12 protein-coding genes are annotated in these 12,721 nt (G+C 64.9%); 6 read left to right on the top strand and 6 right to left on the bottom strand.

The genetic code is table 11. The annotated features are described in order from the left end of the window. Positions 1 to 45: 45 nt before the first annotated feature. Genes yidC through rpmH form a run of 3 tightly spaced genes read right to left on the bottom strand, consistent with a single transcriptional unit; the run spans position 46 to position 2,437 of the window. On the bottom strand, positions 46 to 1,845 hold the full coding sequence (yidC, locus tag AC4PRM_RS04010; protein ID WP_492038879.1) for a membrane protein insertase YidC: 1,800 nt from the start codon (positions 1,843 to 1,845) through the stop codon (positions 46 to 48). A 5-nt stretch (positions 1,846 to 1,850) separates the two neighbouring features. Beyond that, the gene (gene rnpA / locus AC4PRM_RS04005) at positions 1,851 to 2,276 is read right to left on the bottom strand and encodes a ribonuclease P protein component (RefSeq protein ID WP_492038878.1); all 426 of its coding nucleotides are present in this window, start codon (positions 2,274 to 2,276) and stop codon (positions 1,851 to 1,853) included. 26 nt (positions 2,277 to 2,302) lie between these two features. Continuing rightward, complete coding sequence (rpmH, locus tag AC4PRM_RS04000) at positions 2,303 to 2,437, bottom strand: 50S ribosomal protein L34 (RefSeq protein WP_029414875.1); 135 nt, start codon at positions 2,435 to 2,437, stop codon at positions 2,303 to 2,305. A gap of 119 nt (positions 2,438 to 2,556) precedes the next feature. Between rpmH and AC4PRM_RS03995 the strand changes: the two genes are divergently transcribed. The 5 genes from AC4PRM_RS03995 to AC4PRM_RS03975 all read left to right on the top strand — a co-directional run bounded on the left by AC4PRM_RS03995 (position 2,557) and on the right by AC4PRM_RS03975 (position 6,954). Beyond that, on the top strand, positions 2,557 to 3,279 hold the full coding sequence (locus AC4PRM_RS03995) for a TVP38/TMEM64 family protein (RefSeq protein ID WP_487921107.1): 723 nt from the start codon (positions 2,557 to 2,559) through the stop codon (positions 3,277 to 3,279). Continuing rightward, positions 3,276 to 4,736 (top strand): sensor histidine kinase, encoded by a 1,461-nt coding sequence (locus AC4PRM_RS03990; protein WP_492038877.1) that lies wholly within the window; start codon positions 3,276 to 3,278, stop codon positions 4,734 to 4,736. Before AC4PRM_RS03995 ends, AC4PRM_RS03990 begins: the two co-directional genes overlap by 4 nt. A gap of 108 nt (positions 4,737 to 4,844) precedes the next feature. Beyond that, a complete protein-coding gene (locus AC4PRM_RS03985) occupies positions 4,845 to 5,318 on the top strand; it encodes a hypothetical protein (protein WP_487921105.1) in 474 nt (157 codons plus the stop codon). Between the two features lie 68 nt (positions 5,319 to 5,386). Then, positions 5,387 to 6,199: a cytochrome b/b6 domain-containing protein gene (locus AC4PRM_RS03980; protein WP_492038876.1), complete on the top strand. Its 813-nt coding sequence runs from the start codon at positions 5,387 to 5,389 to the stop codon at positions 6,197 to 6,199. Continuing rightward, positions 6,196 to 6,954, top strand: a complete 759-nt coding sequence (locus AC4PRM_RS03975; protein ID WP_492038875.1) for a molybdopterin-binding protein — start codon at positions 6,196 to 6,198, stop codon at positions 6,952 to 6,954. Before AC4PRM_RS03980 ends, AC4PRM_RS03975 begins: the two co-directional genes overlap by 4 nt. A gap of 17 nt (positions 6,955 to 6,971) precedes the next feature. Here AC4PRM_RS03975 and AC4PRM_RS03970 read toward each other — a convergent pair whose 3' ends face one another. The 3 genes from AC4PRM_RS03970 to AC4PRM_RS03960 form a co-directional block, all read right to left on the bottom strand. Continuing rightward, a complete protein-coding gene (locus AC4PRM_RS03970) occupies positions 6,972 to 8,021 on the bottom strand; it encodes a ribonucleotide-diphosphate reductase subunit beta (protein ID WP_492038874.1) in 1,050 nt (349 codons plus the stop codon). Between the two features lie 190 nt (positions 8,022 to 8,211). Then, positions 8,212 to 9,540: an acetyl-CoA hydrolase/transferase family protein gene (locus AC4PRM_RS03965; RefSeq protein WP_487921101.1), complete on the bottom strand. Its 1,329-nt coding sequence runs from the start codon at positions 9,538 to 9,540 to the stop codon at positions 8,212 to 8,214. A 116-nt stretch (positions 9,541 to 9,656) separates the two neighbouring features. After that, entirely contained in the window at positions 9,657 to 10,397 is a 741-nt protein-coding gene (locus AC4PRM_RS03960) for a phosphatase PAP2 family protein (RefSeq protein ID WP_492038873.1), read from the bottom strand. A 213-nt stretch (positions 10,398 to 10,610) separates the two neighbouring features. Here AC4PRM_RS03960 and AC4PRM_RS03955 point away from each other — a divergent pair, with 213 nt between their 5' ends. Next, complete coding sequence (locus AC4PRM_RS03955) at positions 10,611 to 12,572, top strand: ribonucleoside-diphosphate reductase subunit alpha (protein ID WP_492039184.1); 1,962 nt, start codon at positions 10,611 to 10,613, stop codon at positions 12,570 to 12,572. Positions 12,573 to 12,721: the final 149 nt, after the last annotated feature.

Raw genomic sequence — 12,721 nt, 5'->3', positions numbered from 1 at the left:
AAGCTCTGGGTCCCGGCTTTCGCCGGGATGAGCGGATCAGAGAGCTCAGGCCTTCTTGAACCGGGCGAAGAAGGTGTCGATCGGGTTCTCCGACTTCAGCCGGTGCATGATGATGTACTGCTGGAAGATGGTCAGCACGTTCGACCAGGCCCAGTAGATCAGCAGGCCCGCCGGGAAGGTGGCCATGATGAAGGTGAAGACCACCGGCATGAACTGGAAGATGCGGCGCTGCATCGGGTCCGTCGCCGGCGGGCTCATGGCCATCTGCAGCCACATGGTCAGGCCATAGACGATAGCCAGCACGCTGAGCGAGGCATTGGTGGTCAGGAAGGTGCCGATCAGCGGCACCGTCGCCGGGTCCCACGGGATCAGGCCGTACAGGTTCCAGATGGTCGAGGGGTCCGCCGCCGACAGGTCGCGGATCCAGCCGAAGAAGGGCTGATGCCGCATCTCGATGGTGACCGTCAGCATCTTGTAGACGGCATAGAAGAACGGGATCTGGATCAGCAGCGGCAGACAGCCCGCCAGCGGATTGATCTTCTCCTTCTGATACAGCGCCATCATTTCCTTCTGCTGGCTGGCCGGATCGTCGGGATATTTCTTCTTCAACTCTTCCAGCTTGGGCGCGAGGGTGCGCATGCGCGACATGCTCTCGTAGCTCTTGTTGGCCAGAGGGAACATGATCAGGCGCACGACCAGGGTCAGCGCCAGGATGGCCAGGCCGAAATTGCCCAGGATGCCGAAGAAGAATTCGACGATCAGGAACATCGGGCGGGTCAGGAAGAACAGGAAGCCCCAGTCAATCGCATAGATGAAGCGCGGCAGGTCCAGCGACTTCTCGTAGCCCGCCAGGATCTCATTGCGCTTGGCCCCGGCGAACAGGCGGGTCGTCTCGCTGATCTGGGCATTGGGCGCGATCGTATGGGCCTCGCCGCGCATCAGCACGGCATGGGTTTCATAGTTGGCCTGTTCGGTGACGAAGAAGCCGGCGTCGATCTTCTCGTCCTGGGACGGGATCATGGCGGCCAGCCAATATTTGTCGGTCATCCCCATCCAGCCGCCGGTCGAGGCGAACGACTGCGACGGCTTCTTGGCCCAGGCCGGATACTTCAGCTGCTGGGTGGCATAGTCGCCTTCGGTCCCGAAGGTGCCGATGCCGCCTTCGTGCAGGATCTGGTTCCGGCCCAGCTCGTCAGGGATGCCCCGCCGCTCGACCCGACTCCAGGGGGCGATCTGCACCGGCTGGCCGCTGAAGTTGGCGACGGTGTCGGTGATGGTGAACAGATACTGGTTGTCGATGGCGATGCGGCGCGTGAAGCGCAGCCCCGCACCATTGTCCCAGGTCAGGGTGATCGGCGTCGTCGGCGTCAGCTCCGTGCCCTGGGTCAGCTGCCAGGGCGTATCCTTGCCGGGCACGCCGCCGCGGACATTGGGGCCGTCCCAGCCGAACAGCGCCTGATAACCGTGCACCATGCCCTCTGGGCGGAACAGCTCGACCGAGGGCGAGTTCGGGGCCAGCGTCTCCTGATACTTGGTCAGGAACAGGTCATCCAGGCGCGCGCCGCGCAGTGACAGCGAGCCGGAGACCGTGTCGGTACGAATGGCCACCCGGGGACCGCCCTGGGCCCTGGCCACTTCGCGGTTCTCGACAAACACAGGCGCGGCGGTCGTGCTCCCGTCAGCGCCCGGCACCGTGGCTGTCGCCGCCTGCTGCTCGGCAGCGGCGCGGGCCGCCTTCTGGCGCTCGGCCTGCGGCTGCATCACGAAGAAGCTGTAGGCCAGGAGCATGAGGCCAGCGATCACCATGAAGATGATGGTGTTCTTGCTGTTATTCTGGGGAGGCATGGAGATCAGGAATCCTGGCCGGCGGTTGCGGGCGGAATGGGCGCGGGCGGGGTCGGCGCGGTCGAAGGCTTCGGAGCCGCCGACCGTGGGGTCGCCAGCCTTGTAAGCGCCGATTTCACATCGTCAAGCAAACGGTCCCAGGGACGGTCCGCCGTACCCATGCGGGCGATGAAGACATAGTCGCTGCCGGGGCGTCCGAACTGCGGCGCAAGGGCGCGGGCGGCCTCTCTGAGCCGGCGTTTGGCGCGGTTGCGAACGACGGAGCCGCCCACCTTGCGCGTAGCGGTAAAGCCCAGACGTATGGTGGGGTCGTCGTCCCGGCGATCCAGCCGCTGGACCACGACCGCACCACGGGCCTCTGAAACGCCTTTCGCGGCCGCCAGAAACTGGGGCCGCGAAGTCAGACGTTCGATATCTGGAAAGTCGGTCATGCGTCCGCAGACGGACGCCTGACGGATCAGGCCGTCAGGCGCTTGCGGCCCTTGGCGCGACGACGCGCAACGATCTTTGCGCCGTTCTTGGTGGCCATCCGCGAACGGAAGCCGTGACGGCGCTTGCGCACTAAACGCGACGGCTGATAGGTCCGCTTCACGGTCGGCTCCCAACGTTAAATAATGAGGCGGCGGACAAAGGCATCCGTCGCGGGAAGGGCGGGCGTATAAGCGGAGGGGCAGGCGGTGTCAACGCCGATGCGTCTGCGTTGGAGTGAAGATGGACCGTCTGAAACGCTTTCTGCCCCTGATCCTGCTGGCCGGCGTCATCGCGCTGATCTTCGGCATGGGCTGGAATCGCTATCTGTCGCTGGACACGATCCGCGACCACGGTCAGGCGTTCCGGGCCTTCACCGCCGACAACTATATCGTCAGCCTGCTGATCCTGATGGCGGTCTTTGCCATCCTGACCGCCAGCGTGGTGCCCGGCGTTTTCTTTGTCACCATCACGGCGGGCTATCTGTTCGGACCCTGGGTCGGCGGGGTGGCCACCTCCATCGCCGCCACGATCGGGGCCCTGATCGTCTATGCGGTTGCCCGCACCGCCCTGGGCCAGTCCCTGCGCGAAAAGGCCGAGCGGGACGCGGGCCTGATGCAGAAGGTCTGCAACGCCATCGACAAGGATACCTTCTGGTATGTGCTGGCCAGCCGACTGGCCGTCGTGGTGCCCTTCCACATGATCAATATCGCCGCCGGGGTGATGGCGGCGCGGCTGAAGCCCTATACGGTGGCCACCGTGATCGGCCTGTTGCCGGCCCACACCATCTATTGCTGGATAGGCGCGCGACTGAACACCTTGCTGGTCACTGATCCCGATCCGGACTTCCAGGCCCTGTTCGGCCAGTTCTGGGCCCCGATGACGGGCGTCTTCGTGCTGGCCGTCGTCCTGCCCGTGGCGCTGAAGGCCTTGCAAGGCGCGCTGGGTCGCAAGGCGGCGACATGAGCGAGGTCGCACCCCATACCGGCCCTCGCCTGTGGACCTGGGTGCCCGAGGGCCTGAGGCGGCGGTTGGGGCTGAACCCGCCGGATGCCCTGGCGCGACGGCTGATGCTGCTGACCATGGTCTTTGCGGTGGCGGTGGAAATCCTGATCATCACTCCCAGTGTGGCCAGCTTTCACGAGCGCTGGCTGACTGACCGGCTGCAATCCGCCGAGCTGGCCTCGGTCGCGGTCCAGGCCCTGCCTTATTCGGCGGTCGAGGATGATACGGCAGAACAGCTTCTGGCCATCGGCGGCGTGCAGGCGGTGGTCGTGGCGGACCAGGGGGTGCGGCGACTTCTGTTGCAGGCCCCTAATCTGTCGAGAACGCCCGACCTGATCGATCTGCGGGAGAGCCGCCCGGTCTCACGCCTGATCGATCCCTGGCGGACCCTGTTTGGCCATCCGGATCGCTCTATCCGGGTCCAGGCCCGGCCGCGTTATCGTACCGGCGACTTCATCGAGATCGTGACTCTGGCCCAGCCCCTGAAGGCGGAACTGCGCACCTTTCTGCTGAACAGTCTGCTGGTGTCGCTGCTGGTGTCGATCGTGGCGGGCGCTCTGCTCTATTCTGGCCTGGCCTTTCTGGTGCTCCAGCCGTTGCGGCGGGTAACCCGCTCGATCGAGCGGTTCGCCCGCGATCCCGAGGCCGAGGGCGAACCGCCCAGCGGTCGCCATGACGAGATCGGCCGGGTCGAGCGCGAACTGGCCCGGATGCAGGAAGAGGTGCGGCTGTCGCTGCGCTCCCGCGCCCGGCTGGTGGCGCTGGGCGAGGCGGTGGCCAAGATCAACCACGACCTGCGCAACATGCTGACCTCGGCCCAGCTGGCGTCCGAACGACTGGCGGAATCGCCCGACCCCGAGGTGGCCCGCGTCCTGCCCCGGCTGGAACGGGCCCTGGGCCGCGCCGCCGCCCTGTCCCGCAATGTCCTTGAGTATGGTCGCAGCGAAGAACCCGAGCCTCAGCGTGTCGCTGTCGTCCTGGCCAGCGCCGTCAGCGTGGCTGCCGAAGATGCAGGTCTGACACCCGACACCGTGCAGCTGGTCCAGAGCCTGCCCGCAAAGGCCACAGTTCAGGCCGATCCGGACCAGTTGCACCGCATCCTGGTCAACCTGATGCGCAATGCCCGTCAGGCCATTCAGGGCGACACCAGACGCAAGGCTCCGCGCCGGGGTACGGTGACGGTCACAGCGTCCCAGGACAGCGTCGGCTGGTTGCTTCGCATCGCCGACGACGGGCCGGGCATTCCGTCCAGGGTGTCGGAACAGCTGTTCGATCCGTTCGTCAGCGGCCGGGCTTCGGAAGGTACCGGCCTTGGGCTGACTATTTCGCGCGAACTGGCCATGGCGCACGGTGGCACACTGGACCTGATCGAGACGGGGCAGGACGGGACGGTCTTCGCCCTGCGTCTGCCCGACTGACACCCTCGGCACCGATCAGGACTTCCAGGCGTTGAGGCTGGTCGAGGGCCGCGAAATGGCCCAGCTTGCGGGTCAGCGTCCGCACCGACCCTGATGGAGACCCCTTTGATGTCCCGATCGTTCACGACCGCCGCCGCCGCCCTGGTTCTGGGGAGTTTTTTGAGCCTGCCCGCCGCGGCGCAACAGGCCAGGCCCGCGCCCGCACCGGTCCAGACCCCCGAACTTGCAGACACTCCCGTTCCTGGCTCGGAGGAATGGGACCGCCAGCGTGGCGAAACCTATCGCGCCGTGCCTGACAGTCGCCAGGATCCGGCAGAGCTGGCCGCGACCAGCAAGCTGAACGCCGGCATCCTGGCCCAGAACGAAGAGGCCGCTCGTCGCGAGGCAGAAATCATCGCCTCCAACGATGCGGCACGGGAAGCCTGGCAGGCGGAGGCCGCGCGTATCGAAGCCGATAACGCCCGTATCGCCGCAGAAAATGCTGCCGCCCAGGAACGCTATCAGCGCGACATGGCGCTGTATGAGCAAAGTGTTCGGGCCTGTGAGCAGGCCGGTGGCCGAAACTGCAGGGTCAGGCCGTAACCTTTCGCCGCCGGATTGCGTAGTCAGGATTACCGTGACACCGTCGCTGGACGGCGGGAAGGCGCAGCATGACCGATATCGCAGACGAAGCGCCCATCGACGTCGCGTCCGCCAGGTCTGACCGGCCGCTGGGCCAGGGCCGTACCCTGATATGGCGGCATCCCGTCTGGGTCCGGATCACCCACTGGCTCAATGTCGTGGCTGTGGTCGTGCTGATCATGAGCGGGCTGAACATCCTTGCCGCGCATCCGCATCTGTACTGGGGTCTGACCTCGACCTTCGCCGATCCGTGGGTCAGTACGCCGACGGTGCCGAACTGGCCGCTGATCCCGCAGGGACGCAATCTGGCAGAGGCGCGGAACTATCACTTCCTGTTCGCCTGGATCTTCGTGATCAATGGGCTGATCTATCTGGCCTTCGGTCTGATCACGCGGCGGCTCGGGCGGCGGCTGGCCCCGACGGCGGCGGACCTGAAGGGCATCGGGGCCTCCGTGGCCGAGCATGCGCGGTTCCGGTTTCCGACCGACGACCACGCCCGCACCTATAATGTGATCCAGAAGCTGACCTATCTGGCCATGATCGTGATTGTCCTGCCGATGATGCTGATCACCGGCCTGTCGATGTCGCCGGGGTTCAACGCCATCGGCGGCATATTGCTGGAGATCATGGGCGGGCGACAGTCGGCACGGACCCTGCATTTCATCTCGGCGGCCCTGATCGTCGGCTTCATCGCCATCCATGTCGGGCTGGTGATCTGGACGGGGCTGTTCAACAATATGCGGGCCATGGTCACGGGCTGGTTCGTCATCGAGCCGCCGGGATCGGTGGCCGGGCCCGGCGGACGACGCAAGGCCTCGGACGACGCGGGAGAGCCGTCATGAATCGCCGACACTGGCTGACCGGAGCGGCTGCGACTCTTCTGGCCTCGGCCCTGTCGGCCTGTGACCAGGCGCGGATCAGCCTGGCCGAACAGGCGCGGCGGATGGGCGAGGGCCTGACCCGCCGCACCCAGCGTCTGCTGATCCCCCGCGAGGCCCTGGCCCCGACCTACGACCGGTCGGAAATCTCGCCGGACTTTCGCGCCAATGGCTCCACCGATCCGGCGGCGGCGGACTATGTGGCGCTGAAGACGGGCGGCTTTTCAGACTACCGGCTGGTCGTCGACGGCCTTGTCGAACGGCCCCTGTCGCTGTCCCTGGACGATCTGCGCGGCCGTCCGGCGCAGAGCCAGATCACCAAGCATGACTGCGTCGAGGGCTGGACCTCCATCGGGGAATGGACCGGCGTGCGGCTGGAAACCCTGCTGGACGAGGCAGGCCTGAAGCCCGAGGCCAAATACATCGTCTTCCACTGTTTCGATGCCCTGGATCAGACCGAGACGGGCGACCGCTATTATGAAAGTATCGACCTGATCGACGCGCGCCACCCCCAGACGATCCTGGCCTATGCCATGAACGGCCAGGCCCTGTCCGTGCCGCACGGGGCCCCGCTACGCCTGCGGGTCGAGCGGCAGCTAGGCTACAAACACGCCAAATACATCCGACGCATCGAGGCGGTCGAAAGTTTCGCTCATATCGGGGGCGGCAAGGGCGGCTATTGGGAAGACCGCGGCTATGAGTGGTACGCGGGGATCTGACGACCCCCGCCGGCCCGTCAGCCGATGACGCCACTCATATCGCGGCGGGCCATCATCCGGTCGAACTCGGTCCAGACGCCCTCGTTGCCGTGCCACGAGCCTTGGGTCGCCGCCTTGGAATATTCCGTGGCGCGGGCCTCGAAGAAGTTGGCGTGTTCGACACCCGAGAGCAGCGACTGAAGCCAGGGCAGCGGGTTCTCGCGGCCACCGCCGTACAGCTCCGGCAGGTCCAGCTGACGCAGGCGCCAGTCGGCGATGAAGCGGATGTATTTCTTGATGTCCTCTGGCGTCATGCCCTGGACCTCGCCGGCCTCGAAGGCCAGGTCGATGAACTTGTCCTCCAGATTCACCACCGTCTCGCAGCACTGGACGATGTCATCGGCCACGGCCTTGGTGACCACACCCGTTTCCTTGTTGAAGGCATGGTACAGCTTGATGATGCCCTCGCAGTGCAGGCTCTCGTCGCGCACCGACCAGGACACGATCTGGCCCATGCCCTTCATCTTGTTGAAGCGCGGGAAGTTCATCAGCATGGCGAAGCTGGCGAACAGCTGCAGCCCCTCGGTGAAGCCGCCGAACATGGCCAGGGTGCGGGCGATGTCCGCTTCGGTCTCGACCCCGAACTCCTGCATGAAGTCATGCTTGTCGCGCATGGCCTCGTATTCCATGAAGGCCCCGAATTCGCTCTCGGGCATGCCGATGGTTTCCAGCAGCAGCGCATAGGCCGCGATGTGGATGGTCTCCATATTGGCGAAGCTGGACAGCATCATCTTCACCTCGGTGGGTTTGAAGACGCGGCCGTATTTTTCCATGTAGTTGTCCGACACCTCGATGTCCGACTGGGTGAAGAAGCGGAAGATCTGCGTCAGCAGATTGCGTTCCTTGTCGTTCAGCTTGACGGCCCAGTCCTTGAGGTCCTCGCCCAGCGGCACTTCCTCGGGCATCCAGTGGACCTGCTGCTGCTTCTTCCACATGTCGAACGCCCACGGATAGCGGAAGGGCTTGTAGGCGGCCGACGGGGTTAGCAGGCCGGGGCGGGCAGGCTTGATGATGGTGTGGGCGTTCATCGGGCGACTCGCGAAACCGGAGAAAAGGACAGGCCCTAACCATGCGGCCAGACGCGCCCGGTGCCAAGTCGAATTGCGGCTATTTAGCGATCACTTTGTCGCACAACGCTACATGTGGTGTTCCCGCCGCAGTTTGGTGGGGAGAAGCCTGGGGATGGTCTGAGCAGTGCGCCGGCACCTCTCATGCCTTTCAGAAAAGCCCCGCCTCGCGCGCGTCGCGCTCGAGCCTGTCCCTGAACTGCGGATCGGCGAGGCCGATAAGGGCGCGGGCACGCTCGGCCGTGGTCAAGCCTTTGAGATTGGCGTGCCCGTGCTCCGTCACGACGATATGGACATCATTGCGCGGTGTGGTGACCGGCCCGTCGAGCCGGGCGACGATGCGCGATACCGTGCCCCTGGCGGCGGTCGAGTGGCAGGCGATGATCGACCGACCACCCTGTGAGGCATAGGCCCCTCGCACGAAATCGAGCTGGCCACCCGAGGCCGTGAACTGTCGTCCGTTCAGATACTCCGAGCAGCAGGCTCCGCTGAGATCGATCTGGAGCGTCGCATTGACCGAAATCATCCTGGCATTACGGGCGATGACGGCCGGATCGTTCACATAGGAAACCGGGTGGGCTTCCAGATCGCGATTACCGTCCAGGAAGTCATAGGTCGATCGGTCGCCCATGGAAAAGGCGAACACCCCCTTGCCCGGATGTGATGTCTTGCGCGCATTGGTGATCACGCCCGCTCGCATCAGCTCGACCAGTCCGGGCGTCAGCATCTCGGTGTGGATGCCCAGATCGCGATGATCCTTCAGGGCGTCGCAGACGGCATCCGGCAGGGCCCCGATTCCCATCTGCAGCGTCGCGCCCTCCTCGACCATTCCGGCGATGATCGCGCCGATGGCCCGATCCTGGGGCTGGGGTGCAGCCTTGGGAATTTCCAGAAGCGATGCGTTGTGTTCGACCACCGCCGTGACCTGCGACACGTGAACGGTGCAATCGCCGAACACGCGCGGCATGTGCGGATTGACCTCCAGGATCACCCGTTTGGCTGTGCGCGAGACCGGCAGGCTGTAGTCGGTATTGGTGCCGAAGCTGAAGAAGCCGTCTTCGTCCATCGGCGAGACGGTGCAGACCAATGTGTCCACGCCGACCTCCTCGCACAGCACGCGCGGCGTCTGCTGGAAGCCCGTCGGGATGAAGTGAACGGGGTTGGGCCGTCCCTCCTCGGCAGCCCGCGCCTCCAGCCGCCGCTCGATCGCGCCGTGGAACAGACTGTGAGGGCGGATACGATCCACCACCTCCCAGCGCAGCACGGTGTCGCCTGCGATGGCCGTGGACAGCAGATAATAGAGATTGATCCCCTCCACCTCTCCCGCCTCTGCCCGGTCAGCCAATGCCTTGAGCAAGGCCGGTGGCTGGCTGACGCCCAGGCCCATGACCACGCGCGCGCCGGACGGGATCAGCGCCGCCGCCTGGCCTGCGGTCATCAGACGTTCGGCATAGAGGGAGGCGTGGGCAGGGTCGGGCATGCAGGGCTCCGGCAGCGTCGCAGTCAATGATTGGCCCAGACGCAGGAGCCAAGGTCTGCATAGTGCCACGCATCGCCGGAATGCACGCGCGACAAAGGTCGAAGGCGCGTCAGCGATCAGCCCGGATCGGCTTCATCCTGAAGCGCGGCATGGTGGGCGATCTGGCGGCGTTCCACCGCATAGGCAACCAGCCACAGGGCCATGGCCCAGGCGGCACCGACGCTCCAGCCGGCCAGAACGTCCGAGGCCCAGTGCGCACCCAGATAGACGCGGGTCGTTCCGATCAGCAGCGCGATGACGATGGCCGCCCCCAGCACGAAAGCCTTCACATGGCGGCGCGAAAAGGCGCGGGTCAGCATGACCCCCAGGCTGAGGTAGAAGACCGTGGCCAGCAGCGCATGGCCAGAAGGGAAGCTGGCATTGATCGTCTCAACGGCCTGGAAGGCCGCAGGAGGACGTTCGCGCTCGAAAATCGCCTTCAGGCCTTCGCTCAGCGCCACTCCGCCCGCCAGGCCGACCACCAGAAGCAGGGCCGACAGCCGCTTGCGATGGATCAGCAGAAAGACGATGGCGATGGTGGCGAAAAGGGCCAGCACCGATATGCCGCCCAGGGACGTCAGGTCGGCCGCCGCCTCCTTCATCCACCACGGCCCGCGCGGTTCGCCCGCCATCGGCTGGACCCAGGCCAGGACCGATTGGTCAAAGGCCTGACCGTCCGCCTCGGTCATGTCATCCGCCAGCTCGACGAAGGTCATGACGCCTAGGGCGATGATGAAAAGGGCGCTGACGGCCGCGATCTCGGTGCGGGCGATGCGCAGGGCGCGGCGGAAAAAGGTCACGGTCTGATCTGCGGTCATCGCGCCCAAACGGTCACGCTTGTGAGACGTTCCCGCTCACGGTTTCGTGATCTTGACGCCCCTGCCCTGTCACGCCGTCGTCGCGGCCTGTCCACAGGCTCATCCCCTGTCATGAATGCGATTCGCCCAGAAAGTGATCGTCAACCCCGTTGACGGCTCGTTAGCCATCTGTGCCCTATATGTGGGTTGGGGAAGCGAAGGGGCCACTAGATGATGTGGTCTCAGGCGCGGTTGACGATCAATCAGAAGTTCAGGGCGAATACGATCATGGCCGGCGGCGAAGCGTTGAAGACAGTGGAATTGCAGTCAGTTATCGATGCGCGGGCACTCGCCGAACAGGCCAGTCGTCCCCATCTGTCGGTCGTGCCCTCCATCCAGATCGATCGGTCGCGTGACGACCTGCTGACCGAGTTCGGCAAGAAGACGCTGGAAGATCGATATCTGCTGGCCGGCGAGTCCTACCAGGACATGTTCGCCCGCGTTTCGCTGGCCTTTGCCGACGATGAAGCGACCAATCCGGGCCATGCCCAGCGCGTCTATGACTATATGTCCCAGCTGTGGTTCATGCCCTCGACGCCGGTGCTGTCGAATGGCGGCGCGGCGCGCGGCCTGCCCATCTCCTGCTTCCTGAACTCCGTGGCCGACAGCCTGGACGGCATCCAGAACGTCTGGAACGAAAACGTGGCCCTGGCCTCGAACGGCGGCGGCATCGGCACCTATTGGGGCGGCGTCCGTTCGATCGGCGAGAAGGTCAAGGGTGCGGGACAAACGTCCGGCATCATCCCCTTCATCCGCGTGATGGACAGCCTGACGCTGGCGATCAGCCAGGGCTCGCTGCGTCGCGGTTCGGCCGCCGTCTATCTGGACGTGCACCACCCGGAGATCGAGGAGTTCCTGGAGATCCGGAAGCCCTCGGGCGACTTCAACCGCAAATCCCTGAACCTGCACCACGGCATCAGCATCAGCGACGAATTCATGGAGGCGGTCCGCGACGGCAAGACCTTCGACCTGGTGTCGCCAAAAAACCAGGAGGTCATGAAGACCGTCGATGCCCGCAGCCTGTGGCAGAAGATCCTGGAAATCCGTCTGCAGACCGGCGAGCCCTATCTGATCTTCTCCGACACTGTGAACCGCCAGATGCCGCAGCATCAGCGCGACCTGGGCCTGTCGGTCAAACAGTCCAACCTGTGCAGCGAGATCATGCTTCACACGGGGCGCGATCACCTGGGCGTCGACCGGACGGCCGTGTGCTGCCTGTCGTCGGTCAACGCCGAGATGTTCCTGGAGTGGCGCGAAGAGCCCCGCTTCATTGAGGACATCATGCGCTTCCTGGACAATGTCCTGGAGGACTTCATCACCCGCGCCCCGCCCGAAATGGCCGCCGCCGTCTATTCGGCCAAGCGCGAGCGCTCGGTCGGCCTGGGCCTGATGGGCTTCCACTCCTTCCTCCAAGGCCAGGGCGTCGCTTTCGAAAGCGCCATGGCCAAGTCGTGGAACATGCGCCTGTTCAAACATCTGCGCCGCGAGGCCGACAAGGCCAGCCGCCTGCTGGCCGAAGAAAAGGGCCCCTGCCTGGATGCCGAAGAGCGCGGCGTGATGGAGCGGTTCAGCCACAAGCTGGCCATCGCCCCGACCGCCTCGATCAGCATCATCTGCGGCGGCACCAGCGCGGGCATCGAGCCGATCCCGGCCAACATCTATACCCACAAGACCCTGTCCGGCTCGTTCGCGGTCAAGAACCCCTATCTGGAGCGTCTGCTGGACGGCAAGGGCATCAATACCGAGGCCGTCTGGAACTCGATCCTCGAGAACGAAGGCTCCGTCCAGCATCTTGACGACCTGGACGAGGACGAGAAGGGCATCTTCAAGACCGCCTTCGAACTGGACCAGCGCTGGATCGTGGAACTGTCGGCCGACCGCTCGCCGGAAATCTGCCAGGCCCAGTCGATCAACCTGTTCATCCCGGGCGACGTCAACAAATGGGACCTGCACATGCTGCACTGGCAGGCCTGGGAGAAGGGCGTGAAGTCGCTCTACTACCTGCGCTCCAAGTCGGTTCAGCGCGCGTCCTTCGCCGGCGCCGCCGACAAGGTCGAGGCCGAGGTCGATCCCAACCAGCCGGACCTCTTCAGCGCCGCCCGCACCGACTACGACGAGTGCCTGGCCTGCCAGTAGGCTGACCAACCTCTACGACCGTCGAACGACGGTCGCAGAGGAACCCTGCCACATCCCCGACGTTCGACCGCCTGATATGTGGCGAGAGAAGTCTATTGGCGCGCGGGGCCCTTTGGTGCAGGGTCGAGGCGTTGACGGACTGGGGAGGG

Source organism: Brevundimonas sp. DW-iso22 (assembly GCF_058725425.1).
The sequence above is the reverse complement of the archived record's forward strand: the minus strand, read 5'-3'. Positions and strand labels throughout refer to the sequence as shown.

Bases quoted from the DNA above. Each gene is read 5' to 3' on its own strand.
- AC4PRM_RS03975 (WP_492038875.1), top strand. From the start codon at position 6,196: ATGAATCGCCGACACTGGCTGACCGGAGCGGCTGCGACTCTTCTGGCC.
- AC4PRM_RS03980 (WP_492038876.1), top strand. From the start codon at position 5,387: ATGACCGATATCGCAGACGAAGCGCCCATCGACGTCGCGTCCGCCAGG.
- AC4PRM_RS03960 (WP_492038873.1), bottom strand. From the start codon at position 10,397: ATGACCGCAGATCAGACCGTGACCTTTTTCCGCCGCGCCCTGCGCATC.
- AC4PRM_RS03995 (WP_487921107.1), top strand. From the start codon at position 2,557: ATGGACCGTCTGAAACGCTTTCTGCCCCTGATCCTGCTGGCCGGCGTC.
- AC4PRM_RS03965 (WP_487921101.1), bottom strand. From the start codon at position 9,540: ATGCCCGACCCTGCCCACGCCTCCCTCTATGCCGAACGTCTGATGACC.
- AC4PRM_RS03985 (WP_487921105.1), top strand. From the start codon at position 4,845: ATGTCCCGATCGTTCACGACCGCCGCCGCCGCCCTGGTTCTGGGGAGT.
- AC4PRM_RS03970 (WP_492038874.1), bottom strand. From the start codon at position 8,021: ATGAACGCCCACACCATCATCAAGCCTGCCCGCCCCGGCCTGCTAACC.
- yidC (WP_492038879.1), bottom strand. From the start codon at position 1,845: ATGCCTCCCCAGAATAACAGCAAGAACACCATCATCTTCATGGTGATC.
- rnpA (WP_492038878.1), bottom strand. From the start codon at position 2,276: ATGACCGACTTTCCAGATATCGAACGTCTGACTTCGCGGCCCCAGTTT.
- AC4PRM_RS03990 (WP_492038877.1), top strand. From the start codon at position 3,276: ATGAGCGAGGTCGCACCCCATACCGGCCCTCGCCTGTGGACCTGGGTG.
- AC4PRM_RS03955 (WP_492039184.1), top strand. From the start codon at position 10,611: ATGTGGTCTCAGGCGCGGTTGACGATCAATCAGAAGTTCAGGGCGAAT.